The organism is Mesorhizobium sp. LSJC280B00, from assembly GCF_000502835.1.
Lineage (GTDB): Bacteria > Pseudomonadota > Alphaproteobacteria > Rhizobiales > Rhizobiaceae > Mesorhizobium.
Genome location: NZ_AYVL01000011.1, coordinates 20,165 through 42,383, shown reverse-complemented (window position 1 = coordinate 42,383; position 22,219 = coordinate 20,165). Strand labels below are relative to the sequence as shown.

The window sequence follows — 22,219 nt, the reverse complement described above, 5'->3', positions numbered from 1 at the left end:
AGCATAAGCAATTAGGCTACCTCGAAAGCGGCTTTGACCAGCCGTTCGGTGTAAGCGGTCTTGGGATGGGACAGGACTTCGTCAACCGGCCCCTCTTCGACGATCTTGCCGTGCTGCATGACGATGACGCGATGGCACAGCGCCCGCACGACCTTGAGGTCGTGCGAGATGAAGATGTAGCTCAGGCCCCGTTCGCGCTGCAGTTTGCGCAGCAATTCGATGATCTGCGCCTGGACCGAGAGATCCAACGCCGATGTCGGCTCGTCGAGTACGATGAATTCCGGTTCGAGCGCGACGGCGCGGGCAATCGCAATACGCTGGCGCTGGCCGCCGGAAAACTCGTGCGGGAAGCGCGAGAGGATATCGCCGGGCATGCCGGCGCTGATCAGCGCCTCGCGCACGCGCTCGATCCGATCGTTCCTGGTGGTGCCGATGCGGTTGACGACCAGCCCTTCCTCGATGATCTGGCCGATCGTCATGCGCGGGTTGAGCGACGAGAACGGATCCTGGAAGACGACCTGCATGCGCGACCGCAACGGCCGCATCTGCGCGCGCGAACAGCCATGGATCGGCTGGCCATCGAAATAGATCTCGCCGCTGTCCGTGGTGTTGAGCCTGAGCAACGCCTCGCCGAAGGTGGTCTTGCCCGATCCGGATTCGCCAACGAGACCCAGCGTCTCGTGCCGCCGAAGGGTCAGGCTGAGGCTGTCGACGGCGACGAGTTCGCGCAGGTCCGGCCTCATGAACGTGCCATGCCGCAGCATGAAGGAGACGCGCACATTCCTAGCTTCAAGAATAACGTCGGCGCCTTCCGGCAACGGATTTGCCTGGCCGCGCGGCTCGGAGGCAAGCAGGTGACAGGTGTAGGGATGCTGCGGATTGGCGAACAGCTTCTCCGTCACATTGTGCTCGCGCATCTCCCCATGCTGCATGACGTAGACATAGTCGGAGAACTGCCGCACCACGGTCAGGTCGTGCGTGATCAGGATCACTGCCATGCGCAGTTTCTTCTGCAGGTTTCGGATGAGATTGAGGATCTGCGCCTGAACCGTGACGTCGAGCGCCGTCGTCGGCTCATCGGCGATCAGCACATCGGGATCGTTGGCCAGCGCCATGGCGATCATCACACGCTGGCGTTGGCCGCCGGAAAGCTGGTGCGGGTATTGTTTCAGCCGCGCCTGGGGTTCAGGGATTTGCACCTGCCGCAGCAGCTCGAGCGCTCTTGCTTCGGCCTGTCTGCGGCTCATCTTGCGATGCACCCGTATCGCCTCGACGATCTGGCTGCCGATCGTGTAGATCGGGTTAAGCGAACTCATCGGCTCCTGAAAGATCATCGAGATGCGGTCGCCGCGCAGTTTGCGCCGCGCACGCTCGGAAAATTTCAGGATGTTCGCCCCGTTGTATTCGACAGTCGATTTCGGCGACACGACTGCGCGCTTCGACAACAGTCCCATGACGGTGCGCGCCGTCACCGACTTGCCCGATCCCGACTCGCCGACAATGGCGATCGTCTCGCCGCGATAGAGCTGGAAGGAGATGTCCTTGACGGCTTCGATCATGCCGTGTTCGACCTTGAAATCGACGGCGATGTTGCGGGCATCAATGACCGGGTTTTCCGAACGGCCGTCATGGTCGAGCCGGACAGGCGGTGCGAAGGATTTGACGAGCGCGTGTTGCATCATGTCATGCTCAATAAGGATCGACCGCATCGCGCAGTCCATCCCCAAGCGCGTTGAACGCGAAGACGGTGACAAGCACGAAGCCGACCGGCGAAAGGATCCAGGGATAAGTGCCGATGACCGAATAGGTCGCGGTGTCTTGCAGCATCAGGCCCCAGGAGATCAGCGGCGGCTTCACCGCGAAGCCGAGAAAACCGAGGAAGGATTCGAGCAGGACCACGCTGGGGATTGCCAACGTGACCGCAACGATCACGTGGCTCATCACGTTCGGAAAAATGTGTTGCATGATGATGCGACCATCTGTGGCGCCGACCGCCATCGCCGCACGAACGTAGTCGATCCGCGCCAGTGCCAGGGTCTTGCCGCGCACTTCGCGCGACATCTGCGCCCAGCCGAGTGCCGACATGACGACGATCACGAAGGCCAGGAAGACATTCGTCGGCGCCGTCACCGGAACCAGCGAGGTCAGCGCAAGATAAAGCGGCAATTGCGGAAACGCGAGCACCAGTTCGACGAAGCGCTGGACCCAGACGTCGAATGTGCCGCCGAAATAGCCCGACACCATGCCGACCGTCGTGCCGATCACGGTGACGATGAAGACCACGGTCAATGCGATCATCAACGAGATGCGCGAACCATAGATCGCACGAGCCAGCACATCGCGACCGAATTTGTCGGTGCCAAGGAAGTGCACCGGCTGGCCGTCGGTCGAGCCGAAGAAGTGCCGGTTCGCGGGAAGCAGGCCGAGCAGTCTGTACTCCGCTCCCTTGACGAAGAAGCCGAGCAGCCGCGGATGGTCGTAGTCCGGCCCGACGACGGGTTGGAAGGTAACCGGGTCGAGGTCTTCCGAATCCGCCAGGGCATAGACGCGTGGCTGGAAGACGAAGTTGCCGTCCTTGTCATGGAAGCTCATCATCTGCGGCGGGGCGAAGCCGACATCGGTCACCTTGGGATCCATCGGTGCGAAGAAGTCGGCAAACACCGCCAGCAGCACCAGAAACGCGACCAGGATGAGCCCGGCCATGCCGGTCCAGGACCGTTTCAGGCGGCGCCAGACGAGTGCGATGTAACTCTCATTGCCGCGCGGCTTGATCTTGGCCGGATCCTCGGCAAGTGGCGGCAGCGAGGGCTCGAAAGCAAGCATCTCAGGACCCTGCATATTGGCGCACGCGCGGATCGAGCATGACGAGCAGCATGTCGGCGATGATGTTGCCGACGATCAGCGTCGCCGACAGCACCATCATGAATGTCGCCGTGACATAGACGTCGCCCACCGCCATCGAGCCAACGATCGCCGGGCCGACGGTCGGCAGGGCAAAGATGATCGCGGTCTCGATCTCGCCGGTCAGCATATAGGGCAGCACCACGCCCTGATACATGACCAGCGGATGCAGCGCATTGGGCACCGCATGGCGCATCACGACCGCACCGCCGCTAAGGCCCTTGGCGCGAGCGGTTTCGACATATTGCGCATTCAGCGTGTCGAGCAGATTGCCGCGCATCACCCGCATGTTGTAGGCGAGCCCGCCGAAGGTGGCGATGGCGACAACCGGCCAGACATGCCGGACGAGATCGACGAACTTCGCCCAGGACCACGGCGCCCCGCCAAATTGCGGCGAGAAGAAGCTGCCGATCTCGGAGACGTTGAATTGGAAGACCAGCAAATAAACGATGATCAGCGCCATCAGGAAGCGCGGCACCGTCATGCCGAGGAAGGAAATCGCTGACAGCGTACTGTCGATCCAGCTGTACTGCCTGGTCGCCGCCCAGATGCCGAAGGTGATACCGAGGACCGATGCCAGCAGATGGCACACCAGCGCCAGGAGCAGCGTGCGCGGCAGGCGCTCGCCCACCACATCGGCCACCGGCTTATTGTAATAGAGGCTGTAGCCGAAATCGCCGCGGGTGATGATGCCGCCGATCCAGTTGAGATACTGGACGGGCAGCGGCTTATCGAGACCGTGTTCTATCCGATAGGCCTTGGCCTGCGCGTCGGCCTCGGCGAATGAGGCCCCGCCCTGATTGATCAACTGCGAGCGGATGTAGTCGGCATAGTCGCCCGGCGGCGCCTGGATGATGGCGAAGGTGACCAGGCTCAGAATGGCGAGGACCGGGATCGCCGACGCTATGCGCGTGAGCAGGAATCGCAACATCGGTCGGTCCGCTTCCTTGTCTAGCCGGTCGCTCTCTTTGAGCGTACGGAGGTTTGCTTTGTCCGGCCGCGCCAACTGGCGCGGCCGGAGTTCTCAGTCAGGGGAGGTAAACCTAGTTCATCGGGCCCTTGTCTCCGGGCTTGCCGGGAAGCTCTTCGGGGAACAGCTCGTATTTGGCCTGCTTGTCGGCAGCGACAAAGACCCGCTCGCGGACAATCGAATCCTCGGCCCAGTTGAACATGAAGATCGGCGTGCCCTGCGGGATGTTGGAGAAGCGTTTGTTGATGATCAGCGCGCCGGGATATTCCGTCAGGCCGACATTGTAGACGTGCTCGGTCGAGATCTTCTGGAACTCTCTCATCAGGCTGGCGCGCTCGTCATTGTCCGCGGACGAGACAAATTTGTTGACGATGTCGACGAGGTCCTTCTCGAAAGGCATCATATCGACCTCGCCGTTTTCCGGCGCACGATGGTCCCAACTGGTTCGTGGACCGACCGGGGCCAGTTGATCGGTATTCTGGACGACGGAAGTCAGCTCCTGATCGTTGCGCCGTACCAGCCAGTCGAAGCGGCCGGAGTATTGCGAGGCATCGCGCTGGGTGCCGTTGAGTCCGTTGAGCACGATCCGAAGCCCTAGCTTTTCCATCTGGGCGACTACACCTTCGGCAAGGCTCTTGTCGGTAGTGTAGTCGTTGTTGACGAGCATCACGATCTCGACATTCTTGCCGCCGGCGGTACCTGCAGGAAAATTGACGAAGCCGTCGCCGTCCGTGTCTTTCAGGCCTGCCTTGGCGAGTTCCGCCTTGGCGCCTTCGAGATCGAAGGGGTAGTAGACCGTCGACTTCCGGTCGTAGAAGCTCGTGCCCGAGGATAAGCCGCCCGGATAGATGGCAGTGAACGGACCCTTGACCAGCGAGTCGCCGAGCGCCTTGCGGTTGAGCGCCATGGTGACGCCCTTGCGGAAATCCTCGTTGCGGTTCAGCTCGCGTATCGCCTGTCCGCGCTCGTCGGGGTTGCCCCAGCCATTGGCTGAGAAATTCATGCGCAGATTATAGCCGATCAGCCGCGCGCCGAACGCAAGCCGTGCCGGTGCGTCCTTTTGCGCCGCGCGCTTCAGCGAGGCAACGAAGTTCTCCGGCTGCTCCAGATTGGAGAAGTCGCCGGCTCCCGCGACGGCCTGAACGTCGCGGTCGGCCCAGGTCGACAATTTGTAGTGCAGTTCATTGAGATACGGCAGTTGGTTGCCCTTCTCGTCGACCTTCCAATAGTACGGATTGCGACGCATGACGATGATGTCGTCGGGGCGGTATGCCACCGGCACCCAGGCACCCATCACCGGCATGTTCATATATTCCGGCGGGAACGCGTTCTTGAACTGCTCGTAGGTGTTCTTCGAATATTTCGGATGCTGCGGCTTGAGGATATGCGACGGGCCCGGACAGAAGGTGCCGTAAGCCATGGCGTAAAGGTATTGTTTCGGAAAGGCGTCCTTGAACGTCCACTCGACGGTGTAGTCGTCGATTTTCTTCAACGTCGTGCCGACGCCGAAGGTCTCCTGCGTCGCGCCGTTCAGCGGCGACACATTGGGGTCGATCACCTCGTCGTCCCAATAGAACATCACATCGTCGGCGTTGAATGGAACGCCGTCCGACCATTTCGCGCCCTCGACCAGATGCATCGTCAGCGTGTGGCCGTCCTTGGACCAGTCCCAACTCCTGGCGAGGTTCGGCAGCGGCTCCGTGTCCTTGGCCTCGACCTGGAAAAGCGGCGCGGTGCGCGTCAGGCATTCGGAAAGGCCGATGTCGATGCCGCCCCAGCCTTGCGTCTGGCCGGCGCCATAATTCCAGCCTTCCGGCCGGCCGCCGATGACATGGCGCATCGTATCGCCGTAAACGCCGATGCCATCCGGCATGTTGCCGGTCTTGAAGACCAGCGGCTCCTTAGGCAAACGGTCCTTGACCGGCGGCAGCTTGCCCGCCTTGACGTATTTCTCGGTGATCCAATCCGGTTCGTGATATTCCGGCAGTGCCTTGAATTCCAGGATGGAGTCGCGCGCGACGTATTTGATCTTTCCCTCGGCGGGGAATTGCGCGGGCACCGGCGGCACGGTCGGCTCGGATGCATACGCGTTCAGCGCCGAGGCCGAGACGCTAAGCGCCAGCCCGGCGAGAATGCCAATGTTTCGAAAATTCCTCATCGTCTCTCCTCCCTGTTGTTCAGGAGCGCGTTGACGCCGCTCCATTTCTCCTCGAACGAATGTACAGACGGGTGCGGAAAATCCTCCGAAAGCTCGCCGCGATCCGTCCTGGCGAAATTCAGACGGCCTGCTTGAGAGCCGTTTTTTCCGCACGCAATTCCTCGATCGAACGGACGTCGCGCCTTGCCGCACCGGCCCATTCGCGGGTCTTGACCCTGGATTTCGAAAGCCGCTCCCTCGCGGCCGGCACCGCATCGGCATATTGAGGCAGCCAGCGGGCCTGGGCGACGACCATTTCGTCCACCATCTGCCAAACCTCTTCCGGCGTCGAAACCGCGCCGACCAGCGGATCGTGCAGGACGGCGAGCTTCAGCAGGTCGATATCGCCGGAGATCGCCGCATGAACCGACATGCGCTGGACGTTGATCGAGGAAATGCAAGTGGCGGCGCAGGCCTCCGGCAGCGCGATGCCGGCGGCCATGTTGATGCCGAAGCGGTCGACAAAGCCGGGCGACTCGACGATCGCATCCTGCGGCAGGTTGGTGATGATGCCATTGTTCTTGACATTGAAATGGCCGCGATAAACTCGGTTCGTCTCCAGCGCCTCGAGAATGTGGCTGGCGTGCTCGTTGGAGCGCTTGGCGGGGTCGATCGGCCTCGCGGCGGACTCCAGAAATTGAGGGAACTCCGTTTCGAACCAGTTGCGTGTTTCGGTCGAATAACGAAGGTAGCCGCCGGTCTCGCCGTGGATCCAGTCGGACATGTCGATCCAGCGGGTGATTTCGTCCGGCCGCTTGCGATACCAGGGCAGGTATTCGGAAAGATGGCCGTTGCTTTCGGTCGAATAGACGCCGAAGCGCTTCAGGACATCGATGCGCAGCTTTTCCTGCTGCGAATAGACCGGATGCGCCTCGAAGGCGGCAACCAGCTCGTCCTTACCGATCTTGCGGCCGTTGAGACGCAGGTCGATGAACCAGGTCTGGTGATTGATGCCGGAGCAGACGTAGTCGAGCTCGGTGCGCGACTTGGCGCCGAGCACTTCGGCGATCTGGTCGGCGCCATGCTGGACGCCGTGGCAGAGGCCGACGGTATCGACCCTGCCATATTCGATCGCCGCCCAGGTGTTCATAGCCATCGGATTGGCGTAGTTCAGGAATTTCGCCCCAGGCTCGGCGACTTCGAGGATATCCTTGCAGAAATCGAGGATTACCGGAATGTTGCGCTGGCCATAGAGGATGCCGCCGGCGCAGATCGTGTCGCCGACGCACTGGTCGATGCCATACTTCAAGGGAATGCGGATATCGTCCGCATAGGCTTCGAGACCGCCGACGCGAACGCAGCTGATAATGTAGCGGGCACCCTCGAGGGCAGCACGGCGGTCTGTCGTTGCCGTAACCTTGGTCGGCAGCCTGTTGAATTCGACGACCCTGTCGAGGATCGACTTGATCATCTGGAGGTTGCGCTCGCTGAGATCGGTCAATGCGAATTCGACATCCCTGAATTCAGGAACGCACAAAATGTCGGTGAAGAGCTTCTTGGTGAACCCGACGCTTCCCGCACCGATGATAGCGATCTTGAAACTCATCAGCCTCACCTCGACCCGATCGAATGCTACGGCAAAGGCGGCGAAAAGAGGCCTGGCCCGCCTGCCACGCTATGCAGGCTGGAATCCGGCACTTCCTCCCATCCGCTCTTTGACCGCGGTTTCTTTTGCTTTTCTCGAGGGATTATGCGCCTTATTCGGCACGCGACCAGAGAAGGATTATGCTTTTAGGGGTAATTTTGTGCTGCGGAACTTGATCGACATCGGGCCGGCGGGCAGGACGGTATCGCTGCCGCGCGGGCGCCAGCGCCTACACACCATGCCGACAAGCACCGGCTATGAAGTGCGCGAGAACGAGGTCTACGACTGGGATGGGCGCAAGCGCGGCCTGACGCCGTTTACTGTGCTCCAGCATACGATCAGCGGCACCGGCCGATTGCGCTACGAGAACCGGAACTACCGCCTGCAAAAGGGCGACACTTTGCTGGTTCTCGTGCCGCACAACCACCGTTACTGGCTGGCCAAGGGCGAACGCTGGGAGTTCTTCTGGATATCGATGAACGGCGAGGAGGCACTGCGCATCCACAAGTCGATCCTTGCCGCCGTCGGTCCGGTGCTGCGGCTGCAGCCCTCGACGATCGATCATCTGGCTGATTGCAGTGTGCGCCTGATCACGGGCGCGGTCTCGCCGGGAGCCGCCTCGGCCGTCGCCTATGAAGCAGCCATGGCGCTCTACGACGATGTCTTCGGCTCGCATGCCGTCACCGACGACAAGAGCGCCATGCAGCCGGTCATCGATCACATCAGGGCCAATCTCGACAGGCCGCTCCGCGTTGCCGATCTCGCTGAGATCAGCGGCCTGAGCCGCGCGCATTTCTCGCGCTGCTTCGCCGAGAGCGAGGGACTTCCGCCCGCCGAATTTGTGCTGCAGCAGCGACTGCAGCGCGCGGCGAAGTTGCTGACGAAGGCCGATTTCCTGCCGGTCAAGGAAGTCGCCATCATGTGCGGCTTTGAGGATGCCAATTACTTTTCGAAGGTCTTCCGCCGCCTCTACGGCATCAACCCGACGCAATTCCGCACCAACGGAATGTATGCCAGCCTGGGAACCGCCCGATAGATTGGCACCGCGCGTGGCGTCGGAAGCGGGAACGCTTTTGCTTCCCCTTGGTTTAGGACAAGAGAGCCTGCTCGCCGCTGCGGCAACCCGCTCTTGGCGGAGATCAGGTCACAGTTGTCAGGGGAGTGATCGATGAACAATCCCGATCCGAATAACCCGAATCCACTGCCGGACAATCCCAATCCGGAGCCGGCCCGGCCGCCTGCCCCGCCGGAGACTCCGCCGGGAGAACCTCCAGGCGTACCCCCGCCCTCGCCGGATCCAATTCCGACGCCGGACCAGGAGCCGATCGGAGTTCCTCCCGGCACGCCTTCCGAAATTCCTTCGGAACCGACCTTTCCCGGGCCGACCGCCTGAAGGGCGGTCGGGTGGAGGATGGCAAGGGTGATTTCGGCGAAGCGCTCGAAACGGGTCTTGCCATGGAACGTTTTGCGCTGGCGCTCATTCACCCTTCCATCATGGAAACCCGCGGCGGGCCCTGCAACCAACGGAGGTTAAAATGAAAGTTAGCAACTGCATGACAAAGGACGTCGAGATCGCCAGTCCGCAGCAAACCCTGCGCGATGCGGCAGAAATGATGGGTCGCCTCGACGCCGGCGCAATGCCGGTGGGCGAGAACGATCGGCTTGTCGGCATGGTAACCGATCGCGACATCGCAATCCGCGGCGTCGCCCAAGGCAAGACACCTGACGCCAAGGTACGGGAAGTGATGAGCACCGAGGTCAGGTATTGCTTCGAAGACGAAGACGCGGAGGATGTTCTGCGTAACATGGCTGACCTGAAAGTGCGCCGCTTGCCGGTGCTAAACCGCGACAAGCGCCTGGTCGGCATCGTTTCGCTGGGCGACCTCGCCACCAACAGCGAGACGGCGACAGCAGGTGAAGCGCTGAGCGGCATCTCGCAACCCGGCGGCGAGCATTCGCAAACGATACACTGACGGCGCACCACCGGCCGGCCTTTGCTACGACCGAACCGCCGGCTGGATAGACGCCGGCCTGCCGGCGAAACTGTTCAGAGCGAACTGGACTGCAAACCGACGAGGAGCAAGCCATGATTACGATGAAGGCCGTCCGTATCCACGATTTTGGTGGACCGGAGGTTCTTTCGCTGGACGCGGTTCCGTTGCCTCAGCCGCATGACGACGAGGTCACGCTCAAGGTCTACGCGGCAAGCGTCAATCCCGTCGACTACAAGGTTCGCGAGGGCTCTTCGGGCGCGGATCTGCCCGTCACGCTCGGCCGCGACGTATCCGGCGTGGTGGAACTGTGCGGCACGCGGGCCCATATGCTGAAGAAGGGCGATCCGCTATATGCCATGCTCGGCAACGACCGCGGCGGCAACGCCGAATATGTCGTCGTCAAGGCGACGGAGGCGGCGGCGAAGCCGCAACGCTTAAGCCACGCCGAAGCCGCCGCCGTGCCACTTGCGGGCCTTACCGCGTGGCAAGGCCTTTTCGATCACGGCGGCCTCAAATCCGGGCAGCGGGTCCTTATCCATGGCGGCGCCGGCGGCGTCGGTCATCTGGCGGTGCAGTTCGCAAAGGCCGCGGGCGCGTTTGTCGCGACGACCGTGTCCGCGCAGGATTTCGATTTCGTCCGCGCGCTTGGCGCCGACCAGGCGGTCGATTACAAGAACCAGCGCTTCGAGGAGCTTGTCGAGGACGTCGACCTCGTCTTCGACCTGGTAGCGGGTGAAACACAGGACCGCTCGTGGGACGTGCTCAAGCCCGGCGGGACGCTCGTCTCAACGCTTTCCGAGCCGTCGGCGGTGAAGGCCCGCCTGCATCGGGCTCGCGGCGTTTCCTATTTGACCAAGCCGAACGCGGCGCAGCTTGCCGAGATCAGCCGCCTCATCGACGCCGGGAAGGTCAGGCCATTCGTGCAGGCAATCTATCCTCTTGAGGAAGTCGCCAGGGCCGAGGAACAGCTCGAGAAGCAGCATACGCGCGGCAAGATTGTGCTTCAGGTAGCTGCCTGAGCACTCGCCGAACAACAGGCCGCAGGCCAGTTTGCGGAGTGCTCGGACACAGGCCGTTTTCTGCTGTCCAGAAGCCCGGCGGCCGAGAGTTTGACACAGGACGGCCCGCCGGGCCTGGCCGGCTTAGGCAGGTGCCGGCTGAAGCAGCATGCGCCGGGTTTGCCGGGATGCACAAATCAAACAAATCAAGGAGATGCAACGGATTGTGAGGCACGTCGCGACGACATCGTCGCACGGCCGCCGTCAGTTAACTGCGAAGCGAAGGACACAGCGTTTACCGACAGGCGGGCTAGGTTCCTACCGGCCGCAAGCCGCAAAAACCGCTTCAAACTGTCGGAGACCGGCGATAGGTTCGAACCATGTCTCAACCCGCCAATCCGATCTCCATTGCCCGTCGCGATCAGATGTTTCCAGTGCTGGCTGAGGCAGAACTGGACCGCATGGGCCGTTTCGGCGAAGCCGTGTCCTATGCTGCAGGCGAACAGATCGTCAAAGCCGGCGAGCTGGCGCCCGGTCTGATCGTGGTCCTGTCCGGCAAGGTGGATATCATCCAGGGCGGCAGCTTCGGCCGGCGCGAAACAATCGTCACGCACGGTGCAGGCAATTTCGTCGGCGAGTTGGCGCAGCTTTCAGCCCGACCCTCACTGGTGGATGTGGAGGCGGTCGAGCCGGTCGAGGCGCTCGTCATCCCCTCGCAAAGGCTGAGGGACCTGATGGTGCAGGAAGCAAACCTCGGCGAGCGCATCATGCGGGCGCTGATCCTGCGCCGTGTCGGCCTGCTCGAGAGCGGCACAGCCGGCCCGATCATTGTCGGACCGGTCGACAGCGGCGACGTTTTGAGGCTGCAAGGTTTTCTGGCTCGCAGCGGTCAGCCGCATCGCGTTCTCGATTCGGCTGCCGATCCCTGCGCCAGGACCCTGATCGAACGCTTCCATGTCGATATCCACCATTTGCCGATCGTGCTCTGTCCGAACGGCAAGCTGCTGCTCAATCCCGGAGAGAACGAGCTTGCCCGCTGCATCGGCCTGGTGAGGCCGATCGACGCCGGCAAGCTGTACGACGTGGCCATTGTCGGCGCCGGACCGGCCGGCCTCGCGGCGGCCGTCTACGCGGCTTCCGAAGGGTTGTCGACGATCGTGCTCGATTGCCGTGCCTTCGGCGGACAGGCGGGTGCCTCCTCGCGCATCGAGAACTACCTCGGTTTTCCGACCGGCATTTCGGGAATGGCGCTGATGGCGCGCGCTTACAACCAGGCGCAGAAATTCGGCGTCGAGATGGTGATACCGGACGAGGCGAAGCTGCTGGGCAGCGCAAGCGACACGTCCGGTGCCCACTACACGCTCGCCGTCGGCGGCGGGGAGACCGTGCGGGCACGGTCGGTGGTGATCGCCAGCGGAGCGCGCTATCGCCGCCTCGACATGGCAAACCTGGCGCAATTCGAGGGAACCTCCGTGCATTACTGGGCTTCGCCGATCGAAGCGCGGCTTTGCGCCGGGCAAGAGGTAGCCCTTGTCGGCGCCGGCAATTCGGCTGGTCAGGCTGCCGTCTACCTGGCGGCGCATGTGAAGAAGGTATGGCTGCTGGCGCGCGGCAGCAGCCTCGATGCGAGCATGTCGCGCTATCTGGTGGAGCGCGTCAGGGCACAGCCGAACATCGAAGTGCTGGCTGAGACGCAGATTGCGGCACTGGAAGGCGACGACGGCAATCTTGGCAAAGTGCGCTGGCGCAACCGCGACACCGAGACAGCACGTCCGATCCGCCACCTCTTCCTGTTCATCGGCGCCGATCCGAACACCGACTGGCTGGCGCAATGCGGCGTGGCGTTGGACGCGAAGGGCTTCGTTCGCACCGGGCCTGACATTGGCCAGGAACGTGGTGCACTGGAGACGAACCGCGGCGGGGTGTTCGCCATCGGCGACGTGCGCTCCGGCTCGATCAAGCGCGTCGCCGCTGCCGTCGGCGAAGGCGCCCAGGTGGTTGCAGCGCTGCATGCATATCTCGCGCGAAACGGCAGTCTCGCCGTGGCGCCACAACTGGTCAGGAGCGTATGATGGCAGACGAATGCAGGCACGCCGGGGACATTCGCGACGTGACACCGAGCGCGCTCGGCTGCGAGGAATGCCTGAAGAGCGGTTCGCAGTGGGTGCATCTGCGGCTCTGCCGCACATGCGGCCATGTCGGCTGCTGCGACGACTCGCCCAACCGTCATGCCACCAAGCATTTTCGGGCAACCGGCCATCCTGTCATCGAAGGCTACGATCCGCCGGAAGGTTGGGGATGGTGCTACATCGACGAAATCTTCCTCGACCTCGGCGACCGCACCACGCCGCAAAACGGTCCGATACCGCGCTTCATTTGAGCTTTTTGCGAGCGGGCCGCTACAGCAATTCCAGGAAAAGTGTGAACGGTTTTCATCCGGAATTGCGTCAAAACAAAAGATGGAGCTGTTCGGCGTTTCCGTGAAACGATGAACCATTCTAAAGCATGTCGCGCAAAAGTGCAGCGGTTTTGCGATAACGACATGTATAAAACAAGAATCTAAAGCGCGTCGCATGAGGCCGATCGAACGCGACGCGCTTTAGTCCAAGGCTGCTTCGGCTTGAGCGGGCGTATCGCGTCCCTCTGGTGGTGCCGATGACCGCTCGCGCATATGCCTGACGGTCTGGAGGACACGATCGGCAAGAAATGCAAGCGCGCCCTGTGCCGTGCGCGTCCCGATGACGGATTCCAGCGTAACCGCCTGCGTTGAGAATTTGTGTTTGAACGACTCTGCGCCACAGAGGAAATCGACCATGCTCAAGCCGTGATCGATCGACCACTGCACGTAATCCATCAACAGGATCACACCCGGCGACGCCCGGCCGAAATCCGGATCGAACGTCGTCACGAAGGCCATCATCACGTCGTGCTGGACGAAGTTGATCGACACCGCGACCATCACGCCATTGCATTCGAGGACGAAGATATGCAGCACGCCGGCGCGCGCCAACGCATCGACGAGCGCGGCGAGTACCGGCACGCCCTCTTCGAAGAGGTCTGATTCACGCATGCGCTCGGTCAGCCATTTCCGCTTCAAGGCCGCGAGGCGCTCCAGTACCGGTTGCAGCGGCTCGTCGGGCGCAAGCAGGCGAAATCTCACCTCTCCGGTTTCTTCCAGCGCCTTGATGCCGCGCCGATAGTTCTGGCGCGTCTTTTTCGACTGGTCCGCCAACCATGCCGCTCCGCTTTCCCATTGTCCGGCAACGCGATAGCTGACTTCCGTTCGGTGAAAGTGACGAAGCCTGATGCCGCCGGAAGCTCCCGGCGTGAAAATTTTGCGGGCCGCCGCATCCGGCGAGAGACGACTGATCAAGGCAAGATCGAAGCCACCTGCATCGCAGAGTTGCGTCCATAGCTCCTGCAGCGCCGATAACGAGCATTCCGGAGCAACGAGAATATCCCCATAGTCGGTATAGCTGCCGGCCGCCCATTCGAGAAACCGCAGCCCTCTGCGCCTGCCGATCGCCAGCGGAACGACAGCAACGAGTCTCTCGCCCTTCCAGACCAGGCCGATCCGCAACGCGCGCTGGTCACGGCGTTGTACGGTACTCCACCATGCCGAAATCCAGGCATGGCTTTGAAAGATCAGCCCGTCGGTACGATGCCAAAGCTCCATCCAAGCGGCTTCGACCGCAGCCAGGCGATCCGCCGAACGGACGATTTCCAGGCGCTCCGCGCCTAGGACGTCGATGGAAACAGCGGTGTTCATGAAGGAGAACTGTCCTGTGGCTGCGCGACCACATTGGGCCGTCTGTGAAACAGTCGCATGACATGCCTTGCCATCTTCTTGAGCGGCAGGATGTAGAGCCCAAAGAGCGACTGGTAATCGCGCACATCGCGATCGACCAGGCCAAATTTCAGGTCTTCATCCGGCTCCGGGACAAATTGCGTTCCGAACAGACGATCCCAGAACGAAAAAAGCAGGCCGAAATTCTTATCGTAGTGACGCGGGTCGATGCTGTGATGCACCTGGTGCCAGTGCGGACACAGGATGATGTTGTTCAACGGGCCGAACGATATCTTGAGATGCGTATGGCGAACAAAGTCCATCATCAGGATGTTGCGGATGACGTAGACGTTGATGCCGAAGATAGCGACCTCTACCGGATCGAGTGCGATCAGGCTCCAGACACCGAAGCAGATGCCCGGGATGACGCCATCCCACATACGGTTCATCAGATCGTCCAGCGGATGAACCCGGTCCTTGGTGATCCCCACCATCACTTCGGCCGAATGATGTACCTTGTGCAATTCCCACAGGAACGGGAAACGGTGCTGGGCGACGTGGTAGAGGTAGTATGAAATATCATAGGCGACCAGCATGGTTGCGGTGAAGATGACGATCGTCACCGGTCCCGCCGGGCCGCCGAGAAGCGGCGCGTGGATGTTAAGGAGCCAGCCAATTGCCTCACGTGTGCCATAGCCCACCGCGACGACGAAGGTGACGCCGGCAGGAATAAGCAGGAAAGGCATCATCGCCCGTTTCGTGATCCAGAACAGGGCGTCGGCTCGCGCCGACGGGTGCAGGATGACTTCCTGTGGGAAGGCGAAGTCGAAAAAGTCCCTGAGGGACTTATGTTCGGCAGTTCGCCAGTAGGCGATCACCGCGCTGCCCAGTGCGGTGAGGAGAAGCAGGCCGAGCGTGGTCAGATTGACGTTCGAAAGCTTTTCCACAATCGCTCTGGCAAATTCGGAAAACATTGATGCAGCGGCTCCTGGTCGTAAGTCGTAAGAAGGCGATCTGGCGAATAGCAAAGCACAAAATTCCCGCCAAACTCGCTACGCCGCCTGCAACCAGTGGCTGTTGCGGGCGCAGCGGGCAAAGCAGGCTGGATGGTGCGAGACTAGCAGATCAACGGTAACGAAACCGCTAAATGTCCAAACGTAATTAATGTCGAATACGGCTGGAACTCGCCCGGCAACTCTACGTTGGCACCGGTTTTTGCTGTTGCGGCGGGTGAATTGGGGCAAGATGGATATCGATCCCGGCTTCGCCCACTTCACCGTGCCAGGCGAGGCGTTCGGCTTGCTGCCTAGTGCCAAAACGCAGTGAAACCCAACCGCCTTGGCCCGGCATGTCACCGCCCGCGCCGATATCGAGCGCAGCATCAGGAAAGCGGATGGCCAACAGTACCTCGTCGCCGCGCAATACCGTGACCGTATCTTCGTGCCGGTCGGCATGGAGGCCGGCGGCCAGTTGGAAGACGATCTCGGACTGGCGCCTGCCGCCGAGCAGTTGGTCGGTGATGAGGATGCCATCGGCCTGGCGCGCCAAAGTGCGCTGATGCACGACGCCGAAGCGGCTTCTATAGCCGTCATGCCGGGCGCTCAGCCTCCAGTGCGGTCCCGGCTCGCTCTCCACCAGCGCTGCGACTGCCTTGTGCGACCAGTTGAAATTTCCAGCGATGGTGCTTTGGCTCTCGCCCTCGATGTTGAGCGTGTTGTGCGCCGGTGTGGAGCGGAACCAGTCGCGCCATGCGCCTCCCGAACCGTAGAGCCAGGTGCCGGGATCGACCAGCACCGGCTCATCGTCGATGCACAGGGTGAGCGACAGCGCGTCGGCATGGCCGTGCGCCGCTATCGAGAGATAGCCGAGCGGTCCATGGTCGAACGTCAGTTCGACATTGCGGCCATTCATTGCTCCGCGCCAGACGGAGAGCCCGCCTTGCGTGAATGTCTGCAAGCCATGCACCGCGGGCGCCGGGCCTGACGGCGCACCAAAGAAAAGCGAACGAAAATCGTCAGGCTCCGGCGCGTTGCCCGGCGTCCCCAGTAAGCCGTGGATGGCGGCCGCGACGGATCGGATATAGTTCGGCTCGTCGCCCAGCTTCAGCACATGGCCCTCATCGTCGTCGCCGAAGCGGGCGGCTTTCTGTGGCAGCCAGCCGACGAAATTGGCGAAGGCGCCCAGACGCGCTTCGACGGCCGAGGGAAACGGCGTTCCCGCCTGGCGTGCCGCGGCGGCGCACAGCAAGATGAGTTCGGCGCTGAAGGCTGCATAGGTCGGCGTTTGCTCGGCACCGGCGCCGTCGGCAAGAATCTGCTTGTGCGTCTCATTTAAGAGGGCGCTGCGGGCAATTTCGGATTCGGCCCCGAGCGCCAGGCAAACCAGATATTCGCCAGCCAACTCTGCGACGAGATGGTTGTTGGCGGAGGAATATCGCGACGGAAACCGCGGCAGCCAATAGGCGCTTGCCGCGAGTATCTCACCAGCTTTCCGCAGCGTCGCCGGGTCAAGCCGGTCACCGATAAGGTCCAGGGTGACGATCAGGCTGATGGCTCGCAGCGCTACTTCGATGCCGGAAGCCCAGCCAATGCCTCGGAACGGCGGATTGGCGGAATGCCAACTGCCGATTGCCGCCTCAATGGCACTCCGGGATCGATTGTCCTCGCTGAGGAGCAGGTGTGCAGCCAGTACTGGCAATTGCTGCAGCCGGTTGACCTCCCAGACATATTTTATATCGCCAAGGTCGCCGCCATCGCGAAAATCGATATCGAAAGTATGAGCCTCGGCGCCAGGCCAAAGCCTGCCGGTTACCGGATCAAGACGCCAAAGCTCAGCAGGAAACAAAAGATCGGGCTCACGCTTTGGCCATGTCCGCCCGAGTGCCGAAAACCGGCCATGAAGCATCTCTTGCGCGGCCGCCGCTATGGCCTGCCGTTGAGCGTCGGTCGCTGCCAGCGCAGCATGGCGAAATCCGGGCAGCACTGGGTGCAACTGCGGCGATGGATAGCGCTCCCACCCATCATCGCGGCGGCGCGACACGATCCTTCGACGTTGCTCGCCCAGCCGGTGCAACACCTCGGCCGGTCCCATGCTGCGCAATCGGTTGATGTACCAGCCGATTCTCATGCACGCCCCGTCAACGTTTCGGTCCTTGTATACCATGCCGTCGAAAAGCTGCGGGCCGGCAATCTTCTTTCCCGTTCGTTGCGGTTAATATCTCCCGCGAGCATGCGGAGGGAGCGATGCGAAAAGCGGTGTATGTTGTTGCCTGGGTGCTCGCCTTGCTTGTGGCGGCCGCGGCAGAGCCCATCCCTCTCAAGCGCGGCGTTGGCGTGCATCAGTGGCTCAACTGGTCGCCGGTGGAGAAAGACGGAACCTACGTTTGGCCGCCCTATCGCAGCGAAAAGGAGTGGCTTGCGGAAAGCAGGCCGCTCACCGACTGGCCGGCCGGGGAGGTGTTTGCCCACATCCGATCGATGGGCTTCGACTTCGTCCGGCTGAGCGTCGATCCCGGCCCGCTGCTTGCCAGCGGGGACGCCAAGCGGCAGCAGGCGCTGGACATACTTGCCGCCGCCGTTGAGCGGATCACGTCGACCGGCCTCAAGGTGGTTTTCGACCTGCATGGCGTCACTCAGGTTCCCGACTACAGCATGGAGATGATCTATGGCGGCGCCGACAGCGAGGGCGTTGCCCGCTATCGTCAAATGGTTGTGGCGGTCGCTGCCATGCTGGTCAAGATAGGCACCGACAAAGTCGCCCTCGAACCTTACAACGAGCCCGCATACTACCCTTGCGATGCGAGCGGCAGCGATCACTGGCAGCGGATCATGGCAGGGACCGTCCACGACATTCGAGCGGTCAGCAGCGAACTTACCATCGTTGCAACCGGCGCCTGCGGCGGCAGCATTGCCGGATTGGTTAACCTCAGCCCCGGCTTTGATGACCCAAACCTCTATTACAGCTTCCATATGTATGAGCCGCACAGCTTCACCCACCAGCGGCCCGATGACACGATCAGCTTTGCTTCGGGACTTCCCTGGCCGGCCGACAGTAGTACACCCGAAGTGGTGACCGAAACCCTTAGAGCGCGGATGGAAGCTGCCGGCTTGAGCAGGGTCGAGCAGGTCATGAACATGGCCACCGCGCGCCAAGCAATCGCGAACTATTTCGAGCAGAACTGGGGCCAGAGCCAACTGGAGGCGAGCTTTCGCCAGGCTGTCGACTGGGCTGAAGGCCATGGCATTCCCAGCCGGCGGCTCTTCATGGGCGAATTCGGCGCTATCCTCATGTCCGCGGACGGCCGCATGGGCGCCTTTGAGGCCGACCGTTCGCGCTATCTCAAGGCAGTGCGCCGAGAGGCCGAACGCTTCGCGATCCCATGGTCTGTCTGGGAGTTCTCCAATCCTTATGGGATGAGCCTCATCCCGCCCGATGGTCCCCCGGTTCCCGACCCGGAGATGCTGCAGGCATTGGGCCTGCCATAGGTGCCGTCACTCGCCCTCACCAGCGAACAACCGGTGCAACCCCTGACCGCCAGGCTCGATCGAGGAACGGCCCGTGGCAGCTTTCTCCCGGTTGGGTTGTATTGGCACGAAGTGTTTAACACATTTGTTGTACTGAATTGAGGAATGTGCGCGCCTAGGGGGAACAATGTGTGGAATTGCCGGATGGATCGGTCGAAGGGCTAAAAATCCACAAGAGCGGGCCGCCAGAATGTCAAACGCATTGCGGCATCGCGGTCCCGATGCCGAAGGCGCCGAGATATTGGACCTGAACACCGGCGAGCAACAATTGGCATTGGTCCATCGCCGCCTGGCGATCATTGACTTGGCGCCTGAGTCAAATCAGCCGATGCAGATTGAGGACGGCCGTCTCAAAATAATTTTCAACGGAGAGATATATAACTACATCGAGTTGCGGCAGGAACTGATCGGCCTTGGCCATCATTTTCGAACGCGCTCCGATACCGAGGTGCTGCTCCGAGCCTACGATCAGTGGCACTTGTCCATGTTCGACCGGCTGAGCGGCATGTTCGCCTTTGCACTCTGGGATGCTCAGAGGCAGGAATTGATCCTCGGCCGGGATCCCTTCGGGGAAAAGCCGCTTTACCTCATGCAAAGCGAAAGCTTGCTGCTGTTTGCCTCGGAGATCAACGCATTGTTGTCGGCGCAGCAAGATGCGCAGCAACTCGATCTGGATGCGGTGGACGAGTATCTGAACTGGCGTTATGTGCCGGGACCACGCACGCTTTTTAAACAGATCCGCAAGCTCAATCCCGGAAGCTATGCTGTCTGGTCGCAAGGGGTGGTCAAGGAAACGCGCTACTATACGCCTCCGGATCAGGCGGCCCTGGCCGAGCGGATCGACGGAAAAACCGCCAAGAAGCGATTTCTGGAACTGCTCGACCATTCCGTCGAGATCAGGATGCGCAGCGATGCACCTTTTGGGGCCTTTCTCTCCGGAGGACTCGACTCCTCGGCTATCGTCGCCCTGATGGCCAGGCATAGCGCCACGCCCATTCGCACGTTTTCCGTCGGGTTCGACGACGCAGCCTATAGCGAACTTGCATTCGCCCGGCGCGTTGCCGATCATTTCAAGACCGATCATTGCGAACTTGTCATCCAGCCAGGCGATCTGATGGATCAGCTGCCCGCGATGGTTCGCCAACGCGGGGGACCTGTTTCGCAAAGCAGCGATATTCCAATTTACCTGATGTCGGAGCGCGCCGCCCAGGACGTCAAGATGGTGCTCACCGGAGAAGGAGCCGACGAGATTCTCGGCGGCTATCCCAAGCATCGCGCGGAATCACTGGCCGGGATCTACCAGTCGCTTGTTCCAGCCTCGCTGCACGATAACGTCCTTTCCCCTTTGGTACGCGCCATGCCGGGCGCGTCGGCCAAGGTCGATACGTTTGCCCGCACCGCGGGCGAAAGGGACTTTGCCGCCCGGATGGTCTCCTGGTTTGGAGCCGTTTCGGCGCAGCAGCGCGCCTGCCTGATCGGCGCGTCCGCAAATCGCCGTTATGAGCGCAACGACTTTCCGTTCTCGTCAAGCGCTGCGGCTTCCCATCTTCGCCGCGTGCTGTTTTTCGATCAGACATCGTGGCTGCCTGACAATCTCCTGGAACGAGGCGACCACATGATGATGGCCGGTTCAATCGAAGGAAGAATGCCGTTCCTCGATCGAGACCTGGTTTCATTCGTCAGCAAATTGCCCGATCGCTACAGGCTGGGTTGGTTGCACAGCAAGCAGATCCTGCGCGACAGCATGGCCAATATCCTCCCGGAGGAAATTCTCAGCCGCCGCAAGGTCGGGTTCAAGGTACCGGTCGCCGAATGGTTTCGCGGATCGATGAGGAACTACGTGCATGACCATCTTTGCTCGCCTCACTCCGTCATTCGCAGCTATCTGAGTCCGAAACAGCTAGATCAAATCGTCTCGGAACACACCACGCGTGCTGCAGACCACGAAAAGCTGATATGGGCGCTGTTGAATTTGGAGATATTCCACCGCGAATTCAGGCTCGACGCGCCGCCGCGATCGTCGGCCTCAGCGCTTGACCGGTTGACGGCTTGACACGGCCGACCGCCAGACATCGCAGATTGCGCCAACAAACGGGGCGAGCTCAAGCCGTTCCCGATGCACGGCCATGGCACCGGCACCAAGCTTTGCCCGCAGTGCCGGGTTCTCCACGAGGCGGCTCAGCGCCTCGGTCAACGCTGTAACATCGCCTGGCGGCACCAGCAGCCCGGATTGCCCGTCGGTGATTATGTCTTCGACGGCGCCAACCGGGGTCGCCACCACCGCCAAACCGGCTGCCATGCCTTCGATCACCGACATCGGCAGATTTTCGGCGAAGGATGGAAGAACCAGAATATCGGCCGAAGAAATCAGCGATGCGACATCGTCCGGTCCCACCCAACCCGGAAAGGCGATCCGGTCTGCAATCCGCAGCGCGGCTGACTTTGCCCGTGCCGCCTCGACTTCGCCATCGCCGGCAATCGTGGCGCGCCAATTCTTGACAGGGCTCATGCGGTGCAGTGCCTCGAGCAATTGCGGTACGCCCTTGCGGTCGCCGATGCGGCCCAGGAACAGGATATGCACATGGTCGCCGCCGCCGACATGCGCCAGCGACGGGACTTCGGTCGCATTGGGCACGATCACGATATTGCCGGCTGCGCCCGGCGCCCGGCTGGCGACGAAATCGCGCCAAAGTCTGCCCAAAACGATCACCCGATCGGCATGCTCGAACAGAGCTTTGATACGGCGGCTTATGAAACCGCGGTCGGCTTTCCAGAATGTCTGATACTGCGCCCCGTGCAAATGCAGGACATAGGGTATCGACAGCAGCCGTGCGCAGGCGGCGATCACCATCTTGCGGTAGGTGCTGCCGGAAACTGAGATGTTGATATGAATGACATCGGCGCGTCCAGCCAGACGCGCTTTAAGCATCCGTAAGCAAAAACCGAGCATATAGAAGATCGAAAGTCCGACATGCCCCGGGCCACGACTGGCAAGAAAGCGCACATCGATGTCGGTGATTTCTTGCCGTTCGAACTCCTGCTTCAGCGCCCCCATGATGCGGTCGATGCCGCCCTGCCCCGAAACGCCCGAGGGCGTCGCGACCAGGACATGTATTTTTCGATCGGATATGAGGCGCTGCAACATGATGGTACTCTAAATAACACAGACCGGGTAACTGCAAAGCAAACGTTCCCGATAAGGTTTACGGCAAATCTTTTAGTTCAAACTGAATCTGTTCACCCTTCGGCATCATCGGGCTGGAT

The 22,219-nt window shown here is 61.4% G+C and carries 16 protein-coding genes; 7 read left to right on the top strand and 9 right to left on the bottom strand.

Going from position 1 to position 22,219, the window contains the following annotated elements; genetic code table 11:
* Positions 1-11: 11 nt before the first annotated feature.
* From X773_RS56230 to X773_RS56210, 5 genes are all read right to left on the bottom strand, one after another.
* Positions 12-1,679 carry an ABC transporter ATP-binding protein gene (locus X773_RS56230; protein ID WP_031211899.1) on the bottom strand — a complete coding sequence of 556 codons (1,668 nt, stop codon included), beginning with the start codon at positions 1,677-1,679 and terminating at the stop codon, positions 12-14.
* A 10-nt stretch (positions 1,680-1,689) separates the two neighbouring features.
* Positions 1,690-2,823 carry an ABC transporter permease gene (locus tag X773_RS56225; RefSeq protein ID WP_031211898.1) on the bottom strand — a complete coding sequence of 378 codons (1,134 nt, stop codon included), beginning with the start codon at positions 2,821-2,823 and terminating at the stop codon, positions 1,690-1,692.
* 1 nt (position 2,824) lies between these two features.
* On the bottom strand, positions 2,825-3,832 hold the full coding sequence (locus X773_RS56220) for an ABC transporter permease (RefSeq protein ID WP_031211897.1): 1,008 nt from the start codon (positions 3,830-3,832) through the stop codon (positions 2,825-2,827).
* A gap of 112 nt (positions 3,833-3,944) precedes the next feature.
* Positions 3,945-6,029 (bottom strand): ABC transporter substrate-binding protein, encoded by a 2,085-nt coding sequence (locus X773_RS56215; RefSeq protein ID WP_023677175.1) that lies wholly within the window; start codon positions 6,027-6,029, stop codon positions 3,945-3,947.
* Between the two features lie 118 nt (positions 6,030-6,147).
* On the bottom strand, positions 6,148-7,614 hold the full coding sequence (locus X773_RS56210; protein ID WP_023677174.1) for an alpha-glucosidase/alpha-galactosidase: 1,467 nt from the start codon (positions 7,612-7,614) through the stop codon (positions 6,148-6,150).
* A 277-nt stretch (positions 7,615-7,891) separates the two neighbouring features.
* Between X773_RS56210 and X773_RS56205 the strand changes: the two genes are divergently transcribed.
* The 5 genes from X773_RS56205 (at position 7,892) to X773_RS56185 (ending at position 13,025) form a co-directional block, all read left to right on the top strand.
* Positions 7,892-8,689 (top strand): AraC family transcriptional regulator, encoded by a 798-nt coding sequence (locus tag X773_RS56205; protein WP_084641169.1) that lies wholly within the window; start codon positions 7,892-7,894, stop codon positions 8,687-8,689.
* A gap of 499 nt (positions 8,690-9,188) precedes the next feature.
* Positions 9,189-9,626, top strand: a complete 438-nt coding sequence (locus X773_RS56200; RefSeq protein ID WP_031211895.1) for a CBS domain-containing protein — start codon at positions 9,189-9,191, stop codon at positions 9,624-9,626.
* Between the two features lie 113 nt (positions 9,627-9,739).
* Positions 9,740-10,666 carry an NADP-dependent oxidoreductase gene (locus tag X773_RS56195; protein WP_245274720.1) on the top strand — a complete coding sequence of 309 codons (927 nt, stop codon included), beginning with the start codon at positions 9,740-9,742 and terminating at the stop codon, positions 10,664-10,666.
* A gap of 359 nt (positions 10,667-11,025) precedes the next feature.
* A complete protein-coding gene (locus tag X773_RS56190; RefSeq protein WP_031211893.1) occupies positions 11,026-12,717 on the top strand; it encodes an FAD-dependent oxidoreductase in 1,692 nt (563 codons plus the stop codon).
* Positions 12,714-13,025, top strand: a complete 312-nt coding sequence (locus X773_RS56185; protein WP_036238601.1) for a UBP-type zinc finger domain-containing protein — start codon at positions 12,714-12,716, stop codon at positions 13,023-13,025. Before X773_RS56190 ends, X773_RS56185 begins: the two co-directional genes overlap by 4 nt.
* Positions 13,026-13,244: 219 nt before the next feature.
* Here X773_RS56185 and X773_RS56180 read toward each other — a convergent pair whose 3' ends face one another.
* The 3 genes from X773_RS56180 to X773_RS56170 all read right to left on the bottom strand — a co-directional run bounded on the left by X773_RS56180 (position 13,245) and on the right by X773_RS56170 (position 17,558).
* On the bottom strand, positions 13,245-14,414 hold the full coding sequence (locus tag X773_RS56180; protein ID WP_023677168.1) for a GNAT family N-acetyltransferase: 1,170 nt from the start codon (positions 14,412-14,414) through the stop codon (positions 13,245-13,247).
* Positions 14,411-15,406 (bottom strand): sterol desaturase family protein, encoded by a 996-nt coding sequence (locus tag X773_RS56175; RefSeq protein WP_023677167.1) that lies wholly within the window; start codon positions 15,404-15,406, stop codon positions 14,411-14,413. The genes X773_RS56180 and X773_RS56175 overlap by 4 nt, the downstream gene beginning before the upstream one ends.
* A 223-nt stretch (positions 15,407-15,629) precedes the next feature.
* Entirely contained in the window at positions 15,630-17,558 is a 1,929-nt protein-coding gene (locus X773_RS56170) for a heparinase II/III-family protein (protein ID WP_031211889.1), read from the bottom strand.
* Positions 17,559-17,674: 116 nt separating this feature from the next.
* On the opposite strand from X773_RS56170, the gene X773_RS56165 reads away from it, so the two are divergent.
* Together X773_RS56165 and asnB are read left to right on the top strand one after the other, a co-directional pair.
* Complete coding sequence (locus X773_RS56165) at positions 17,675-18,916, top strand: cellulase family glycosylhydrolase (RefSeq protein ID WP_023677165.1); 1,242 nt, start codon at positions 17,675-17,677, stop codon at positions 18,914-18,916.
* A 166-nt stretch (positions 18,917-19,082) separates the two neighbouring features.
* On the top strand, positions 19,083-21,008 hold the full coding sequence (asnB, locus tag X773_RS56160) for an asparagine synthase (glutamine-hydrolyzing) (protein ID WP_051406144.1): 1,926 nt from the start codon (positions 19,083-19,085) through the stop codon (positions 21,006-21,008).
* Here asnB and X773_RS56155 read toward each other — a convergent pair.
* Positions 20,982-22,100 (bottom strand): glycosyltransferase family 4 protein, encoded by a 1,119-nt coding sequence (locus X773_RS56155; protein ID WP_023677163.1) that lies wholly within the window; start codon positions 22,098-22,100, stop codon positions 20,982-20,984. The two genes, asnB and X773_RS56155, sit on opposite strands and share 27 nt — an antisense overlap.
* Between the last annotated feature and the right edge of the window lie 119 nt (positions 22,101-22,219).

What these genes read in the sequence shown, in the direction of transcription:
- X773_RS56230 (WP_031211899.1), bottom strand. Translation starts at nt 1,679, where the DNA reads ATGCAACACGCGCTCGTCAAATCCTTCGCACCGCCTGTCCGGCTCGAC.
- X773_RS56225 (WP_031211898.1), bottom strand. Translation starts at nt 2,823, where the DNA reads ATGCTTGCTTTCGAGCCCTCGCTGCCGCCACTTGCCGAGGATCCGGCC.
- X773_RS56220 (WP_031211897.1), bottom strand. Translation starts at nt 3,832, where the DNA reads ATGTTGCGATTCCTGCTCACGCGCATAGCGTCGGCGATCCCGGTCCTC.
- X773_RS56215 (WP_023677175.1), bottom strand. Translation starts at nt 6,029, where the DNA reads ATGAGGAATTTTCGAAACATTGGCATTCTCGCCGGGCTGGCGCTTAGC.
- X773_RS56210 (WP_023677174.1), bottom strand. Translation starts at nt 7,614, where the DNA reads ATGAGTTTCAAGATCGCTATCATCGGTGCGGGAAGCGTCGGGTTCACC.
- X773_RS56205 (WP_084641169.1), top strand. Translation starts at nt 7,892, where the DNA reads ATGCCGACAAGCACCGGCTATGAAGTGCGCGAGAACGAGGTCTACGAC.
- X773_RS56200 (WP_031211895.1), top strand. Translation starts at nt 9,189, where the DNA reads ATGAAAGTTAGCAACTGCATGACAAAGGACGTCGAGATCGCCAGTCCG.
- X773_RS56195 (WP_245274720.1), top strand. Translation starts at nt 9,740, where the DNA reads ATGATTACGATGAAGGCCGTCCGTATCCACGATTTTGGTGGACCGGAG.
- X773_RS56190 (WP_031211893.1), top strand. Translation starts at nt 11,026, where the DNA reads ATGTCTCAACCCGCCAATCCGATCTCCATTGCCCGTCGCGATCAGATG.
- X773_RS56185 (WP_036238601.1), top strand. Translation starts at nt 12,714, where the DNA reads ATGATGGCAGACGAATGCAGGCACGCCGGGGACATTCGCGACGTGACA.
- X773_RS56180 (WP_023677168.1), bottom strand. Translation starts at nt 14,414, where the DNA reads ATGAACACCGCTGTTTCCATCGACGTCCTAGGCGCGGAGCGCCTGGAA.
- X773_RS56175 (WP_023677167.1), bottom strand. Translation starts at nt 15,406, where the DNA reads ATGTTTTCCGAATTTGCCAGAGCGATTGTGGAAAAGCTTTCGAACGTC.
- X773_RS56170 (WP_031211889.1), bottom strand. Translation starts at nt 17,558, where the DNA reads ATGAGAATCGGCTGGTACATCAACCGATTGCGCAGCATGGGACCGGCC.
- X773_RS56165 (WP_023677165.1), top strand. Translation starts at nt 17,675, where the DNA reads ATGCGAAAAGCGGTGTATGTTGTTGCCTGGGTGCTCGCCTTGCTTGTG.
- asnB (WP_051406144.1), top strand. Translation starts at nt 19,083, where the DNA reads ATGTGTGGAATTGCCGGATGGATCGGTCGAAGGGCTAAAAATCCACAA.
- X773_RS56155 (WP_023677163.1), bottom strand. Translation starts at nt 22,100, where the DNA reads ATGTTGCAGCGCCTCATATCCGATCGAAAAATACATGTCCTGGTCGCG.